At 37.8% G+C, this 17,655-nt stretch carries 12 protein-coding genes; 9 read left to right on the top strand and 3 right to left on the bottom strand.

Annotated elements, in window-relative coordinates:
- The first annotated feature begins 37 nt into the window (after nucleotides 1-37).
- Both GX497_08525 and GX497_08520 read left to right on the top strand, forming a co-directional pair.
- Nucleotides 38-2,101, top strand: a complete 2,064-nt coding sequence (locus tag GX497_08525; protein HHY73257.1) for a methyl-accepting chemotaxis protein — start codon at nucleotides 38-40, stop codon at nucleotides 2,099-2,101.
- A gap of 211 nt (nucleotides 2,102-2,312) precedes the next feature.
- A complete protein-coding gene (locus GX497_08520) occupies nucleotides 2,313-2,513 on the top strand; it encodes an RNA-binding protein (protein HHY73256.1) in 201 nt (66 codons plus the stop codon).
- A 38-nt stretch (nucleotides 2,514-2,551) separates the two neighbouring features.
- Here the strand turns inward: GX497_08520 and GX497_08515 are convergent, their stop codons facing one another.
- Complete coding sequence (locus GX497_08515; GenBank protein ID HHY73255.1) at nucleotides 2,552-4,369, bottom strand: FAD-dependent oxidoreductase; 1,818 nt, start codon at nucleotides 4,367-4,369, stop codon at nucleotides 2,552-2,554.
- Nucleotides 4,370-4,625: 256 nt separating this feature from the next.
- On the opposite strand from GX497_08515, the gene GX497_08510 reads away from it, so the two are divergent.
- On the top strand, nucleotides 4,626-5,963 hold the full coding sequence (locus GX497_08510; protein ID HHY73254.1) for a polysaccharide deacetylase family protein: 1,338 nt from the start codon (nucleotides 4,626-4,628) through the stop codon (nucleotides 5,961-5,963).
- Nucleotides 5,964-6,018: 55 nt separating this feature from the next.
- On the opposite strand, the gene GX497_08505 is transcribed toward GX497_08510, so the two are convergent.
- Nucleotides 6,019-7,761, bottom strand: coding sequence for a copper amine oxidase N-terminal domain-containing protein (locus tag GX497_08505; GenBank protein HHY73253.1), 1,743 nt, complete (start codon nucleotides 7,759-7,761; stop codon nucleotides 6,019-6,021).
- Nucleotides 7,762-7,885: 124 nt separating this feature from the next.
- Entirely contained in the window at nucleotides 7,886-8,482 is a 597-nt protein-coding gene (gene plsY / locus GX497_08500) for a glycerol-3-phosphate 1-O-acyltransferase PlsY (GenBank protein HHY73252.1), read from the bottom strand.
- A 172-nt stretch (nucleotides 8,483-8,654) separates the two neighbouring features.
- Between plsY and GX497_08495 the strand changes: the two genes are divergently transcribed.
- From GX497_08495 to GX497_08470, 6 genes are all read left to right on the top strand, one after another.
- A complete protein-coding gene (locus GX497_08495; GenBank protein HHY73251.1) occupies nucleotides 8,655-9,074 on the top strand; it encodes a CoA-binding protein in 420 nt (139 codons plus the stop codon).
- A 169-nt stretch (nucleotides 9,075-9,243) separates the two neighbouring features.
- Nucleotides 9,244-11,208: a DNA topoisomerase IV subunit B gene (parE, locus tag GX497_08490; protein HHY73250.1), complete on the top strand. Its 1,965-nt coding sequence runs from the start codon at nucleotides 9,244-9,246 to the stop codon at nucleotides 11,206-11,208.
- 27 nt (nucleotides 11,209-11,235) lie between these two features.
- Complete coding sequence (gene parC, locus GX497_08485) at nucleotides 11,236-13,650, top strand: DNA topoisomerase IV subunit A (GenBank protein ID HHY73249.1); 2,415 nt, start codon at nucleotides 11,236-11,238, stop codon at nucleotides 13,648-13,650.
- Between the two features lie 114 nt (nucleotides 13,651-13,764).
- Nucleotides 13,765-14,382, top strand: coding sequence for a TetR/AcrR family transcriptional regulator (locus GX497_08480; GenBank protein HHY73248.1), 618 nt, complete (start codon nucleotides 13,765-13,767; stop codon nucleotides 14,380-14,382).
- A 105-nt stretch (nucleotides 14,383-14,487) separates the two neighbouring features.
- Nucleotides 14,488-15,630, top strand: coding sequence for an acyl-CoA dehydrogenase (locus tag GX497_08475; protein ID HHY73247.1), 1,143 nt, complete (start codon nucleotides 14,488-14,490; stop codon nucleotides 15,628-15,630).
- 43 nt (nucleotides 15,631-15,673) lie between these two features.
- Nucleotides 15,674-17,641, top strand: a complete 1,968-nt coding sequence (locus tag GX497_08470) for an acetate--CoA ligase (GenBank protein ID HHY73246.1) — start codon at nucleotides 15,674-15,676, stop codon at nucleotides 17,639-17,641.
- The last annotated feature ends 14 nt before the right edge of the window (nucleotides 17,642-17,655 follow it).

Below are 17,655 nucleotides of genomic sequence, written 5' to 3'. Positions count from 1 at the left end.
TGGAGAGGTAGATAGATATTGAAAGGAAGACAATCTGATGAAAAGCGTTAGAACAAAGATTATGGGCTCCATTATTATTTGCTCAGTTGCAGCGATTTTAATCGTTGGACTCATTAGTATTTATAAAAGTAATAATATGTTAAAAAAATCCTCTTATGAGGCTGCTGAGCTTCTAGCCGAAAATAAGGCGAATACGCTAAATGTCACTATTGAAAAAATTGAAGCATCCGTCAACGGTCTTGCAGTTGCCGTTGTTTCTATGTTAGATGATGTCGAAAAATTTAAAACTGATCCAGTGTATGTAAAGAATTACGAGGAAAAAATTAGACCAATTGCGGAGCAATTTTCAAACAATACCGCTGGTGCGATGGCTTTTTATGTTAGATTTAATCCAAAATATACTGAGCCAACTTCTGGACTGTTTCATGCGGACACGGATGGAAACGGAGAAATTGAACAACTTGTTCCAACAGATTTTAGCCAATACGACCCAACGGATTTGGCACATGTTGGTTGGTATTACATCCCAGTTAACGCAGGAAAGCCTGTTTGGTTGGACCCTTATCTCAATGAGAATATCAACGTTGAAATGATTAGTTATGTTGTGCCCATCTTTAAAGATGGTGAATCGATTGGTATTGTTGGTATGGATATAAATTTTGAACTATTCAAGGAAATTGTTAACGGCATTAAACCATATAAAAATAGTTTTGGTTCATTAGTAAATGCGAACCAACAATTTCTTATCCATCCTGAGTATACATTGGAAAATAGTTTAAGAGATGTCAATAAGACATTAGCGGATCAAGTTAACCAAAATGAATTTGGAGTAACAACGACACAATTAAATAATAAAGAAAATATCGTGTCTTATGCCAAATTATCAAATGGACAAACACTATTTATTACTTCTTTAAAAGATGAAATATATAGTGATGTTAATAATTTAACAAAAGTAATTGTCATTGTTTTAGCCTTGAGTATAGTAGCTGCGATTATTATTGCAATCGTCGTTGGTAGTAAAATCTCTAAACCACTGCGTATCCTTATAGCTGATATGAGAAAAGTGAAGGAGGGAGATTTCACGATTCGGACGGTTATAAAAAATCGAGATGAAATTGGAGAAATTGGAAAGAATTTTAATGTGATGGTGGAAGAACTCGGTGATCTTACAAAAAATATAAAGCTTGTATCTGAGAAAATTAACTATTCCTCAATAGCCTTATCAGCCGTATCAGATGAAACAACAGCCTCTTCTGAGGAAGTGACGGCTTCTGTTGAGGAGATTGCAGAGGGGAATAAAATTCAATCAAGATCAATTGATAACTGTTCGACTATTTCTTCCAATCTATCAAGCAGATTTAATGAACTATCAACGAATACAAATAAAGTCTTGCATGTTATGGAAGAAATGAATACCAATAATAAAAATGGCATCGTTTTAATGAATGGATTAAATGAAATCAATGAAGGAAATATTGAGGCAACAAATAAAATTGAAAATGCAATTTTAGCTTTAAATGAGAAGACACAAAACATTAATAATATTCTCACACAAATCAGCCAAATTGCTGAACAAACGAATTTGTTAGCATTGAATGCTTCGATTGAGTCAGCAAGGGCTGGCGAGGCAGGCAAAGGTTTTGCAGTTGTTGCCGAAGAAATTCGAAAATTAGCGGAACAATCAAGAAAATCAACAGAAGATATCCGAAAAATCATTGCAACTGTGAAAGATGATTCGGAAAGTACAGTTGATGCCATGAATGATGTGAAAGTAAGAGCAACTGAACAATCGGGGGCTGTTACGAAAGTAAGTGAAGCATTTCATTTATTATCTTCATCTATTAGCAATATTACAAATATGCTATCAACGAATGGGAATTTTATTAAGCAGCTAACAGTTGATGCTAACAAATTAGCTGAGGAAATTGAAGGTATATCAGCCATTTCAGAAGAAAGCGCAGCTTCTTCCCAGCAAGTCGTCGTCACAATGCAAGAACAAGCAAGAGGATTTGAAAGAGTAGTAGTCGCTGTTGAAGATTTAAACCAGTTGTGCTTAACATTAGACGAATTAATTAAAGAATTTAAGGTTGAAAAGTAATATATTTTTGCCTGGAATTTGTTGATTACGACATTTTCCAGGCTTTTGTTTGTATGAAAACGTTTCGGCAAATAGTCAAGATAAAAGAAGGATTTTGAAATTACATATAGAATAAAATAAAAAAAGAAGTATTTAAACACGAAGATTTGTAAATACCTGTAATTGAAACGCAATCGGGGAAAATAAATACAAATATAAGGGGTTTATTGAAATGACAAACGGCAAATTTGATTTACAAACAAGATTTTTAGATGAAATTATTGAAAGTAACCGTGTTGTGACGATTTATACTACAAATGGAGTTCCACTAAAATGTAAAATCCTAGGACATGATAATTTTACTATTCTAATTGATTCAAAAGGCCAGCAGCAGATGTTAGGAAAAGGCGCTATTAGTACGATTGTAAAATAACAAAGGAACGCGGAGAATCGTCCCCGCGTTCCTTTTCTTTAAATCCACTCGAAAATTTTTCCAACAATAATATACACATCCTCACGTGTGAGGCTCTTTTTATCTTTCATCTTCTCAAGTTCCTTTTTATAGGCATTGGTGAAATCCTTATACGGCAAACCTTCAATGATTGCGTTTATTTCCTCAATCGTTAAATCACTCGTCTCCTTTGAAGTGAAGTACTTGCGCAAATAATGAATATTTTTTTCAAAGTTTGGGTCGTTGTTTCGTTTTGCGATATACATGTGTAAAAGTATATTAGAGAATGATTTATTTTGGGCGATTTCATTTTCTAATAAATCATTTGTGTAGCCGCCAAAAAGAGCACGATGGTTGAGCAATTCACGAATAGCAGGGTAATACCATTTTTCTTCATATGGAAATGGAAGCGTGAATTTTTCAACTTTTGCTCCTTGAGCAGTTAGCGCTAGTTGCAGTTCAGAGATAGCTTTTTTATGTTTAGCCATTTCGTGGAAGTTCATATTATATTTGATTGCAATCGCGCTTGCTACACCAGCTCCTTCTCCAGTTGCCATACCCGTAGGTACGATGCGAGCGGAACCCTGTGCTAATGAACTATAACCGCTAGAACGGCCAACAACAAGAAGATTTGTTATTTTTTGTGATACGATGCTCCGAAAAGGGATGCTATATTGCGTTGGGTTGACAACAATGGCCCCAGCATCGTCTCTTGATGTAGCTTGAATGTCTGACGGATAGCCACCGTAAGCAATCGTATCCCAATGATATTTATTCTCCCACAGGTCGCTAACTGGCAGTTGGTAAAGGGAGCGGATATGGCGTGTTTCACGGACATAAAGCTCCGTAGGATAAGAAGCAATTTTCGCATTTTCAAAACCTGGGAAATTTTCCTTTAACCAATCGACAATAAATACCGTTTCCTTCTTGCCTCGTTCAATTCCTGCTTGAATGGATTCCTTTGAGAGACCATCGACCCCAAAAATTTGTAAGGCGTTAATATAATATCCCTCACGATTACGGATTAAGTTTAAGCCGCGTAGCCGCATGTTCGAATCATGGGGTTTATACATATCACGCAGCTTTGGAAAGCCCCATGCAGCTTCCAGCGTCACCTCCGCAGGACCGAACGTCTCGGTTTTAGCTGTTTCTTTAATTTTACTCCAATTAACATCTTTAAGGTGAATCATTAATGTTACAGCCATTTGGCGATTACTATAGCCAACATCCTCTGCACCGATAAAATACGGAACTCCACTTGAGTAGGCAACATCGGCATCTTGTGTCGCATCAATATACTTCTTTGCTTGAACGGTATACACTTTATTATTGTTCAAAATCTTTATTGAACCTATCTCTTGGTCGTTCTTCAATTCAATATCCTTAACTTTAGTATGCAGAAGCATTGATAAATTTTCTTGGTGATAAACCATCTTTAAAAATGCATTTTTTGCTGCTTTTATTTCAAATGATTTTTTACCGCCTACCATATGATGCCACTCTTTGAAAACACCGTTGCTCAATACTTTATTACCAATTCCACGGGGAAAATCCAAGACATTCATTTTACCATATGTAAAAAGGCCGCCAATCCCGTCCCGATCCGAAATAAGCAGGGTGTTAGAGCCGTTTCTTGCTGCAGATATAGCAGCTGCTATCCCTTCAGGCTCTCCGCCAATCACAATAACATCAAATGTTTTTATATCGTGTTCGTTACTAAAAAATGATTGATCAATTTTACTTTCTGCATAGATTTCATTGTTTTTTTGTAAAAATGAGAATCCCGTTATTGTTAAGATTGAAATAATGATAATGACGAAAATCGTTTTTTTATACATAGTAAACCTCTTAACTATAGGTGATATTGTTTTGTTTAGTATTTCTATTGGAATCATTAAAAATACCTACCAAAAAAGGAGGGCTAGTCTAAATGACTGGCCCTCCTTTATAACTGGGAAAGAATTTCGTTCTGTAATTTCACCGTAAATTAAAGTAAAAGGTTACCAATTTACAAAATATAATCTATAATAATAGTATTCAAGCCTATAATATTGTTAAATAATTAAACTACAACAAGAAGGAGATTTTATTGCAATGATTGTCAGTAGATTAAAAGTTTTATTTACACTTATTTTAAGTGTAATAATTTCATTGAGTTTTACAATTGGATCATATGCGGAAGGATATTCAAGCGATTATGATTCAACTAATACTTCGCAAATAAACAATAGTCAAGAAGAAGAGGAATACCCATTACCGGAATTTATGGATATGTATCCATCAAATATCAACGAAACGAATATCACTACACAACCGACTGAACTTGTTCAAATCGAGCAAGAGCTACAGCCACAAAGCCAAAAACTGAAAAAATATGTGGATGGTTATAGTGTAAATGGTCGTCTTATGGTGCCTATTCGCAAAATAGCAGACACGCTTGGTCTTCGGGTGAAATTTGAAGGAGGAAAATTAGTAGTTGAAGATGCAGCAACTACAATTGAATTCATTCTAAACTCAAAAAAATACATAGTAAATGGAACTGAATTTACAAGCGAAAATGAAACGATAATGTTAAGTGGTCAAAACTATGTCCCATTTTCTGTTCTCGCAAAAGAAATGAATATCACTTATTTTAATAATCCATTGTATAAGTGGATTGAAATCGTTGGCGAAAAAGAAGATGTATATATTTATATAAAGCCTGAAACATCAATGTACGCCTACAAACCTAAAGAGATTGCTGCCTTAATGTATCATCATTTCCAACAGGAATCTATAGGGGATGGAGGTACGATTAGTACAACAAGATTTAAAGAGCATCTGCAAGCTTTAAAAGCAGCAGGCTATGAAACAATTACAGAGCTTGATTTTTTACATTATCAACAAGGAAAAATAAACTTGCCGCAAAAACCGTTAATGATTACAATTGACGACGGTTATATTAGCAACTATCTTGAAGCTTTCCCCATTTTGGCACAAGAGGGCTATAAAGCAACAATTTATGTTATCACAAATAATGTAGGTAAAAAGCCTGGTTTTTCAGAATATATGAACTGGGAACACATGAAGGAAATGGTTGCTTCCGGCGTGATTAATATTCAAAGCCATACCCATGATCTACATTTCCAACTACCGAAAACGGGGACGAATAGAGGCTATGCGTTAGTGGATTTATTGCCAAGAGTGAAAGAGGATATTAGATTATCAAAAAAACTAATTGAAGAAAATGTCGGCAATAAAGTATTCGCACTTGCCTATCCATACGGTGTATATAACAAAGATGTCATTAAAATGTTAGAGGAAGAAGGCTATCAACTTGCTTTTTCCGTTGTTCAAGGAAAAAATGACCCGAAAAATTCGACAATGGAATTAAAACGTTTTATCGCTAATGGTAAATATACAGGTGAAGATTTAATATCAAAAATTAAATAAGGTTGAAAAGAAAAAGGAAGGAGAGCCAGTCACTTCACAATGACTGGCTCTCCTTTTATTCTTTCTTACTGTCATCTGTAGCATTATCCTTCAAAAATAAAAAGTTGAGCGGCAAGTTGCTTCCTGAAGCAGGTATAAACTGGATTGTAACAGGTACTTGCTGTGCTCCTGTTCGGAATAAAATGGCTCCCTCTGAAGGATTTGTAAGAAGCCCGTTTTCCACTGCTTGAATGACTCTGCCATTTACTAAAAAGGAGCCTGCATATTGACCGCCGCGGGCATTAACGACAACCGTTGTATTTGGTGCCACTTTTTGAAAGTTTACAGTATATAAAACACCGCGATTTCCTTTATTTATCTGTTCCTCTTTAGATAAATCATCGTAGCCATGTTGGTACGTATCAATCGTACCATCGCCAATAATTAATCTTTCCTCTTTTTCACCAACGACACGATGAATCGTTTTTTCTTTTTCAGAATAAGTGAAAATACCGCGGTTATGGCTACCATCGCGTTCTGCTATTGGCAACATCGGAATGTCTTCAATTGTTTTATCCACATTAAGACTTGCAACTGTATAGGTTACAGGGACATTTGATTCAACATCTGTGTAGACCGTCATTGAATAACCTGGTGCAAGTGATTGATATTTAGCTGGTAAAAGCGATTTTGTTTCACCAGGCTGAAGGACAATCTCATAGCTATTAGGATTTTGAACGGCTAATAAATAATTTCCAACGGCCGCTTTTCCGATTTGATATAAATAAAGAGCTGGGCCGCCAACACCAAGTTTTGAAACATGAATAGTTGCTACTTCTTCTGTTGGATTATGGGCAACAAAATGTAAATTGATTTTTGTTGGCAAAATGTTTTGCTTATGAATTGTGAAGTGGTTCGTTCCCTGCAATGTTTGCGTATAATGAATCAGTTCACCTGTTATTCTTTCAGGGCTATTCACTCTTATTAACGGCGCCCCGCCTTCTTTTTCATCATCTACCTCAATGTTTGGATAATTCACAACCTCGCTACCAAGGAATTTAATTTTATCGCCAATAGGTGTAAACTTAAGGCCGAATTCTCTTTCCGTGTACATCACTTCAGGCTCAATTGTTATTTTCTTCGTATAGAAGCCCATTAGACCTTCTTGATCCTTAACTTGCAATGTAATGCTTTTTTCACCTGCTGAAAAAAAGGCAGGCTCCTTATTAATCCAAATCTTATCAACAATCCCCTTATCATCTGTGCTTAAATCAGTATATTCAATTGGCTCACCAATTTTATAGGAATCTTTATTTGTTTCGAATTTTGCAACCGGTGGGTTGTTGACAGGTACAGGAAGCTCTACAATTGATTCATAAAAAATAACGACCTTGTTTTGATCTTTAATTGAAAACGATTGGCCAAAGGCTGCTGTTAAAACTGCGGCCTGTACATATGTAACATCATTTTCAATAATGGCAACAGCTTGTTTTGTAGTGAGTGGCACGTTATTAATGTTGTATGTTGTTTCATTGTTCGTAAAAGTTAACGTCGCATCGCCTTTCGTTGCCACATATGATTTTGTCTGTGCATCAAAAACTAACGTAGCACCTAACTCATTTATTACGGATTTAGCAGGAACATAAATCGCCTCATCCTTTACAATCGTTTTATGCTGCCCATTAATGAGAATGCCATTGTTATACATTTGGTCTGTATCCATCAATAACACTAGCTCATTCTGTTCAGCAGCTTTTGGTAATAATGGGAATAAAAAAAACGTCAAGAAAACTAGTAAAATAGAAAAACTTTTTTTCATGCATCAAAATCCTCCATTAAAATAAATAATTAACATTATCATTCTACTATATTTTGGTACAAAGCGACAGTTTTTAATATGTATATGATAGAATTATAGACAAAAATCGTCATAGGACTACTTCCTACGACGATTTTTTTGACATCCATTTAATTTTTGGTTCTGTCCCACTCATAATCCGCTTTATATTGGCGCGGTGACGATAAGTGACAAACGAAGTGAGGAGAGTCATCACGATTATAAGTGGAATGTCACCAGTAAAGATGCTATAAATAATCCCAACTAGACCCGCAATCATCGAAGAAAGGGACACATATTTAGAAATAGATAAGGAGATAAAAAAGGATGCAATTAGCACAAAAAATAATAATGGACTATAAAAAAGCAAGACACCAGCGGATGTTGCTACTGCTTTTCCACCTTTAAATTTTGCAAAGATTGGATACGTATGCCCTATTACAGCTATACTTCCAATTAACAATGGGTGGAGGTTATCCAAACCAAATAAATCTGGCAAGCTTGCCGCAAGTGTTCCTTTTAAAATATCAGCGATTGTTACGATTAGGCCAGCCTTGATTCCTAATACACGAAATGTGTTAGTCCCGCCTAAATTACCGCTTCCATGTTCACGAATATCAATGCCATAGCCAATTTTGCCAACGATGAGGGCAAAGGGAATGGAACCTAGTAAATAAGCTAACAATACAATGAAAACTATCATTCCAAGAAAACTCCTTCAATTGAGATTTCTCTATTTTATCATGAACATTCAAAAAAGGCATTAGTATATAAAACTTTGAAAAATAAGAGCAGTATTTTTGCGTTTACCTAGAATCTTTTGGTATTCTGTATGTAATAAATTTATGTAAAAATATGTGACTGGAGTGATGAAAATGGCGATTGAAAATCCAAGCCGTGAAGAGATTGGCGAAATATTAAAAACAAAGAAAAGAATTGCTGTTGTTGGATTGTCAAACAAACCTGATAGAACATCCTACATGGTAGCAGAAGCGATGCAAAAAGCTGGCTATGAAATTATTCCTGTTAATCCAACGATTGATGAAGCGCTAGGTGTGAAAGCATATCCTTCTTTAAAGGATGTCGAAGGGCATGTTGATATTGTTAATGTGTTCCAACGATCAGAAAAATTGCCGCCGATTGCGAAAGAAGCAGTAGAAATTGGCGCAGATATCTTTTGGGCACAGCTAGGAGTTGAAAATGAAGAAGCGTATGAATATTTAAAAGAACATGGCATGACTGTAATTATGGACCGTTGTATTAAGGTTGAACATGCGATGACAAAAGCAAAATAAATCTCTGCTAAAAGCAGGGATTTTTCTTTTTCTCTAGAAAGAGTAGTTGCGAAACAAATTTCAATCGTTACAATAATAATGAACAAAATTTGTCGATGTTTCGTGAGAAAATATGTTCCTTTATGGTATGATAGTTTTTCAAGGGCATGTTTGAAAGGGGTATAGACTATTGGCTAACAAACCATTTGACTACAATGATGATGCAATCCAAGTATTGGAAGGATTAGAAGCTGTCCGAAAGCGGCCAGGGATGTACATTGGAAGTACAGATGCACGTGGCTTGCATCATCTTGTCTATGAAATAGTCGACAATGCTGTCGATGAAGCATTATCTGGTTTTGGAAAACATATAAAGGTAACGATACATAAAGATGATAGTATAAGCGTTGAGGATGAAGGGCGCGGTATGCCAACTGGTATGCACAAAACAGGCAAACCGACACCCGAGGTTATATTAACTGTTCTTCATGCCGGCGGTAAATTTGGGCAAGGCGGTTATAAAACGAGCGGTGGTTTGCATGGTGTCGGTGCCTCTGTTGTCAACGCTTTATCAGAGTGGCTAGTTGTGACGATTAAACGCGATGGGACGATTTATCGGCAACGCTTTGAAAATGGTGGACATCCAGTGACGACTTTAGAAAAAATCGGATCAACGAAACAGTCGGGAACAATGATTCATTTTAAACCAGACCATACTATTTTTAGTACAACTACTTTTAATTACGAGACATTAAGTGAGCGTTTACGTGAATCTGCTTTTCTTTTAAAAGGAATGAAGATTACACTCGTTGATGAACGGCAAAACATGCAAGATGTCTTTCATTTTGAATCGGGGATTAAAGCATTTGTTGATTTTTTAAATGAGGAAAAAGATGTTTTGCATCCTGTTGTTGCGATGGATGGAGAGCAGCAGGGAATCGAAGTAGAGTTTGCTTTCCAATTTAATGATGGTTACTCTGAAAATATTTTATCCTTTGTCAATAACGTGCGCACGAAGGATGGGGGTACACATGAAGTTGGTGCAAAATCAGCAATGACGCGCGCCTTTAACGATTTTGCCCGCAAGGTGAACATTTTAAAGGAAAAGGACAAAAATCTTGAAGGTAGCGATATTCGCGAAGGCTTAACAGCGATTATTTCTGTGCGCATTCCGGAAGAAAAGCTCCAATTTGAAGGTCAAACGAAAGGGAAGCTTGGTACGAGTGAGGCTCGTTCAGTAGTTGATTCGATTGTCTCAGAGAAATTGGCCTATTTTTTAGAAGAAAATCCAGATATAAGCTCACTTCTCATTAAAAAAGCGATTAAAGCAGCGGAAGCCCGCGAAGCGGCACGGAAAGCACGTGAGGAAGCACGAGATGGCAAAAAGAAAAAGCGCAGAGATGCTTTACTTAGCGGCAAATTAACACCTGCCCAATCACGGAATCCTGAACGGAATGAACTTTATCTCGTCGAAGGAGACTCTGCGGGAGGCTCGGCAAAACAAGGACGTGATCGCCGCTTCCAAGCGATTTTGCCGTTGCGCGGTAAAGTCATCAATACAGAAAAAGCAAAGCTTGCGGATATTTTAAAAAATGAAGAAATTAATACGATTATCCATGCAATTGGCGGCGGTGTCGGTGCAGATTTCACGGTAGAGGATATTAACTACGATAAAGTTATTATTATGACAGATGCCGATACGGATGGTGCGCATATCCAAGTGTTACTATTGACATTCTTTTACCGCTATATGAAGCCGTTAATTGAAGAAGGTAAAGTATTTATCGCCCTTCCACCTCTTTACAAAGTAAGTAAAGGAACTGGTAAAAAAGAGATTATTGAATATGCATGGGATGAAACGGAGCTAAAGGTGGCCATTAAAAAAGTTGGCAAAGGTTATACGATTCAGCGCTATAAAGGTCTTGGGGAAATGAATGCTGATCAGCTTTGGGAGACAACGATGGACCCTGAGACAAGAACGTTAATTCGTGTAACAATTGAAGATATCGCTCGTGCAGAACGGCGCGTGACTACCTTAATGGGGGACAAAGTAGAGCCGCGCCGACGGTGGATTGAGACGAATGTTGCCTTTGGGCTTGAAGATGATGTAAATATATTAGAAAACGAGCATTTGACAATCGATCAGGGGGAATAAAATTTGTCTTCTTTATTTGAAAAAGTAATGGAATTACCACTAGAAGATGTCATTGGCGACCGTTTCGGCCGCTATAGTAAATATATTATTCAAGACCGTGCCTTGCCTGATGCGAGGGACGGATTAAAGCCTGTGCAAAGACGGATTTTGTACGCGATGTATCAAGAAGGAAACACACATGATAAACCATTTCGGAAATCTGCGAAAACGGTTGGTAATGTAATCGGCAACTACCATCCCCATGGGGATTCTTCTGTTTATGAAGCGATGGTGCGGATGAGTCAAGATTGGAAGGTGCGCAACGTTCTGATTGAAATGCACGGTAATAACGGAAGCATTGACGGCGATCCACCGGCAGCGATGCGTTATACCGAAGCACGCCTGTCTGCAATAGCTTCCGAATTATTGCGGGATATTGATAAAAATACGGTCGATTTTACACCTAACTTTGACGATACGATTTTAGAGCCGACCGTTTTACCGGCGAGGTATCCAAATTTATTAGTAAATGGTTCAACGGGGATCTCAGCCGGCTATGCAACGGATATTCCACCGCATCATCTTGGTGAAGTGATTGATGGCGTTATTATGAGAATTGACAATCCAGCTTGTTCAGTTGCTGATTTAATGCAAGTGATTAAGGGCCCGGATTTCCCAACAGGCGGGATTATTCAAGGGATTGACGGAATCCAAAAAGCATATGAAACAGGAAAAGGCCGGATTGTTGTCCGCGGTCGCGCTGTAATTGAAGACATCCGTGGCGGGAGACAGCAAATTGTCATTGATGAAATCCCATACGATGTAAATAAAGCAAACTTAGTGAAAAAAATAGATGAATTCCGCATCGACCGAAAAATTGAGGGAATCACTGAAGTAAGAGATGAAACGGATCGCACGGGCCTCCGCATTGTCATTGAGCTTAGGAAAGATGCGGACGCAGAAGGTGTATTAAATTATTTATATAAAAATTCTGATTTGCAAATTTCCTATAATTTCAACATGGTTGCGATCCATAATCGCACACCAAAACAAATGAGCCTGCCACAAATGCTTGATGCCTATATTTTCCATCAGAGGGAAGTGGTAACGCGCCGTTCACAGTATGAGCTTGATAAAGCAAAAGAGCGCCAACATATTGTCGAAGGGTTAATAAAAGCAATTTCCATCCTTGATGAGGTGATTGCGACCATTCGAGCTTCAAAAGATAAACGGGATGCGAAACATAATTTAATCTCTCAGTTTCAGTTTACCGAGCTGCAAGCGGAAGCGATTGTGACTTTACAGCTATACCGCTTAACAAATACAGACATTTCCGCCCTGCAAAAGGAATCTGATGAATTACTGGAAAAAATAAATGGATTAACAAGCATTTTAAGCAGTGAAAACAAGCTTTTTGCCGTCATAAAAAAAGAATTATTGGTAGTGAAAAAAACATATGCCGACGCGCGTCGTACAAAAATCGAGGAAGAAATAGAAGAAATTGTCATTAATTTAGAAGTGATGGTGCCTTCTGAAGATGTTATTGTCACCGTTACAAAAGATGGCTATATTAAGCGGACTTCCATTCGATCATACAACGCATCAAACGGTAAGGAATTTGGAATGAAGGAAAATGATTATCTCCTTGGTCAATTTGAAATTAATACGACAGATAAACTACTGTTGTTTACGAATAAAGGCAATTATTTATACTTACCAGTGCATGAAATGCCAGATATACGTTGGAAAGACCTTGGTCAGCACGTTGCCAATGTAATTCCCATTGATAAAGATGAACAACTAATCAAAGCAATCCCAATTCGTGAATTTACCGAAAATGAATTTTTACTTTTCTTTACGAGAAATGGAATGGTGAAACGGTCGCAATTATCGTTATATCAAGCACAACGATATTCAAAACCGCTAGTCGCGATTAATGTGAAGGACGATGACGAGGTCGTAGACGTATACCTTACAGATGGAGGCAAGGATGTATTTATTGGAACACAATTAGGGTATGGATTATGGTTTGCTGAAGAAGAAGTTAGCATTATTGGCCAACGGGCAGCAGGTGTCAAAGGCATAAACTTGAAGGATGACGATTTTGTTGTTGGCGGTTTTGTATTTAATCGTGAAGAAAAATCACACGTAGTGCTCGTCACTCATCGTGGTGCAGCCAAAAAGATGAATTGGAACGAATTCGAAAAAACATCGAGGGCAAAGCGCGGTGTTGTGATGCTTAGGGAATTAAAAAAGAATCCTCATAAAGTTGCAGGAATTTTGCCTGCGAATGAAAATCAAATGGTTTATTTTAAAACGGAAAAAGGCTTTATTGAAAGTTTGAATCCAGTTGATTTAAAAGAAAATGACCGCTACACAAATGGCTCCTTTATTATTGATATGGATGAAAAAGGCGAGGTAAAGGAAGTTTGGAAGGCTGTTATTGATAAGAGCATGGAATAAACCACATAAATATAGGTGATTAAAAGCATTGACAATTTTGTTAATGCTTTTTTCTGTTTTTGTTGAATATTCAGAATATTCATGATAATATTGTAGACAAGGTGGTCATTTACTATGTCACAGCTAAAGGTAAAAATCATTTCTACTGCCATCCAACTATTTGAAAAATATGGGTACCATGGTGTAACTGTTAACCAAATTGTTAAAGAAAGTGGTACATCTAAAGGGGGTTTTTATCACCATTTTAAATCAAAAGATGAACTACTATATATGATTCATGATACTTTCATTAGCTACGTCTTAGAAAAAGCCAATGTTGCCATTGAAACTTACACGACACCTACAGAAAGACTCCATGCTATTATTCTATCATTTGTAAGGGTTTTTGATCTTTATAAGCCACATATTTCAGTTTTTTACCAAGAAAGCACCTATTTAAAGCCCGAATATAACGAAATTATTAAAAAGAAGCGCGATGAATACAGGGATATTATTTTTCAAGTACTCGAAGACGGGATGAAAGCGGGCGAATTTCGTTCACACCTACCTGTAAAAATCACGGGTATGGCGATTCTTGGAATGGTGAATTGGATATATAAATGGTACAAAGCAGATGGAGAAAAAACAATTGAAGAGATTGCCGCTATTTTTAATGATCTTATTCTTCATTCATTACTTACAGAAGATTCTATAGAAAATCCAGCGTATTTATCTTTCTTATTAACAAAATAATCATAAACATAACCATTCGTACATAGTATAAAATGCTTAGATTTTTTATGGAATCTACAGACCAACTAGTCGGTACAACTCAATTTGGTAGAGGGGGAAAATTAAATGAATTTTGAATTAACAAAAGAACAACAAATGATTCGCGATATGGTACGTGCATTTGCTGAAAAGGAAGTGGCACCAAAGGCCGAATACGTTGACCGAACGTCAGAGTTTCCGGCAGATACTTTTAAGAAAATGGGTGAGTTAGGGCTATTAGGAATTCCATTTCCAGAAAACTATGGTGGTTCTGGTGGCGATACGATTTCCTATGCGATTGCCGTTGAAGAAATTGGCAAAGCTTGTGGTGGTACAGGCTTAAGCTATGCTGCTGCCGTGTCTTTAGGTGCCAGTCCTATTTATTATTTTGGTACCGAAGAACAGAAGCAAAAGTATTTAGTTCCACTAGCAAGCGGCGAAGCGTTAGCAGGTTTTGGTTTAACAGAACCAAATGCAGGCTCGGATGCAGGTGGAACAAGAACAAGGGCTGTTCTTGATGGTGATGAATACGTCATTAATGGTGAAAAATGCTGGATTACAAATGCCGGTTATGCAAGAACTGTGACAGTAACGGCAGTAACAGGTAAAGATGAGCGCGGCAAAAATATTATCTCGGCGATTATCGTCCCTACAGATACAACAGGATTTACAATCAATAGCAATTACGAAAAAATGGGTGTTCGCGGTTCCAATACATCTGAGTTAATCCTAGAGGATGTTCGTGTTCCAAAAGAAAATTTATTAGGCGATCCGAATGGAGGCTTTAAACAATTTTTATATACATTAGATGGCGGCCGGATTTCAATCGCAGCGTTATCCGTCGGAATTGCTCAGGCAGCATTAGATAAGGCGGTAGCCTATGCAAAAGAAAGGACACAATTCGGACAATCCATCTCTAAATTCCAAGCGATTCAATTTAAGCTTGCTGATATGGCGATGGAAATTGAGCTTGCCCGTAATATGGTACATAAAGCGGCATGGTTAAAAGATAATGGCAAGCCGTTTACGAAAGAATCCGCTTATGCAAAATTATTTGCCTCAGAAGCTGGTTTTAGAGCATGTAACCAGGCGATTCAAATCCATGGTGGCTACGGTTATATGCGTGAATATGAAGTGGAGCGCCATTTGCGTGATATAAAGTTGATGGAGATTGGCGAAGGAACATCTGAAATTCAACGACTTGTGATTGCCCGCCAATTGGGATGTTAATCAGCTTAATATTTCCTATTTACAAAAGGGGGAGTTATTTTAAATGGATGTAAGTGGAATTTTAAAAGTAGTTGCGGATAGTACACTCGTATACCCAAGCGAGGCAAAACAATCGAAAACCTCAATTGGAAGTAGCATAGCTTTTCAAGAGCTTCTAGAAAAATCGCAGCAGGATCCCGATGCCTTTTGGGATAGTGCCGCAAAAGAGCTTATTTGGTATGAGCCATGGGAGAAAACAATGAGCGGACAACTTCCTGGTTTCAAATTTTTTGAAGGTGGAATTAGCAACCCTTGTGTCAATTTAATTGACAGGCATGTTGAGAATGGCGCCGGAAATCGTACCGCTCTTATTTGGGAAGGTGAAAACGGGGATACAAAATTTTATACGTATAATATGCTGTTAGCAGAAGTAAATCGTTTCGCAAACGTCCTCCGCTCTTTTGGAGTACAAAAGGGTGATTGTGTCGCAATCTATCTTCCCAATTTAGCTGAAGCTATTATTTCAGTATTGGCTTGCTTCCGCATCGGAGCCATTTACAACACTATATTTTCAGGCTATTCAGAAAAGTCATTGAAGGATCGTCTTATTAATTTTGAGCCAAAAGTAATCGTTACAACGGATGCAACAACTAGACGCGGGAATGTCATTTATTTAAAGGAAAAAGTAGATGCGGTCATTGCTGACATCCCATCTATTGAGGCTGTTATCGTTGTCGACCGTTTAGGAACGGAGCTTGATATGAAAGCTGGCCGTGACTTTTGGTGGCAAGAGCTCACTAACAAAGCTAGCATCAATTGTGAGCCTGAAAAATTGGAAGCAAATGAATATGGAATTGTCTTTTATACGAGCGGTACAACTGGAAAACCAAAGGGTGTCGTACACGCAGGTATGGCATTTGTCGTTCAAAATTACATCTATGCAAAATACCATATGGATCATCATGATGACGATGTGTTCTGGTGTACAGCCGATATCGGCTGGCTGACAATGCATATTTGGGGGATTACAGGTGCTTTAGCGAATGGTGTAACAACCGTTGTATTCGAAGGAGCAATTGATTATCCAACAAAGGACAGATTTTATCAAATAATTGAAAAATATCGGGTGAATAAACTATTTACTGCCCCTACTGCACTAAGAATGTTAAAAAGCATGGGCGAAGATGTAGTTGCTCAATATGATTTATCATGCCTTGATGTCATTTCTTTAGTTGGTGAACCGTTTGATCCGGAGACATGGCAATGGACATATGAGATTTTAGGCAAAAAGAATATTTGTATAAATAATACTTGGGGTCAAACAGAAACAGCTGGTTGCCCTGTAGCTGGCGCCGCTTGGTTAACGCCGATGAAGCCAGGATCTGCAGGAGTGCAATTTCTAGGTGCGGATGTAGCTGTTGTTGATGAGGATGGGAATCCAGTTGAAGCAGGGACGTTAGGAAATCTCGTCATTCGAAAGCCGTTTCCAATGCTTTGTCGAACACTTTGGAAGGAGCCAGAGCGCTACATTGCAGCCTACTTTAGCCAAGTAGAAGGATGCTATTATGCTAGTGACCTTGCTTTAATTGATGAAGACGGCTATGTATGGGTCGTGGGCCGTTCAGATGATGCCTTTAATGTCGCCGGTCATCGTTTAAGTACAATGGAAATCGAAAGCGCCGTGATGGAATGTGGGGGCGTAGCCGAAGCTGCTGTCATTGGCATTCCTGATGAAATAAAAGGGGAAGTCCCGTTAGTCTTTGCACGTTTGAATGATCTTTCGCTAGGAAGGGATGAACTAAAGGAAAAAATTAATGAGCGCATCATTGAGCAAATTGGCAAAATCGCACTTCCTAAATCGATTATTTTTACGGACACGCTGCCAAAAACAGTGAGTGGAAAAATTATGCGCCGCCTCTTAAAAGAAATTATTGTTGCAGGAACGGTTTCCGGAGATATTACAGGGCTTGAGGATCCAGCAACAGTAGCACAAATAAAAGAGTTAACTTCTAAAAAAGCGGCTACAAAATAGTCGATTGATTCAAA

Source organism: Bacillus sp. (in: firmicutes), assembly GCA_012842745.1.
Classification (GTDB): domain Bacteria; phylum Bacillota; class Bacilli; order Bacillales; family Bacillaceae_J; genus Schinkia.
The sequence above is the reverse complement of the archived record's forward strand: the minus strand, read 5'-3'. Positions and strand labels throughout refer to the sequence as shown.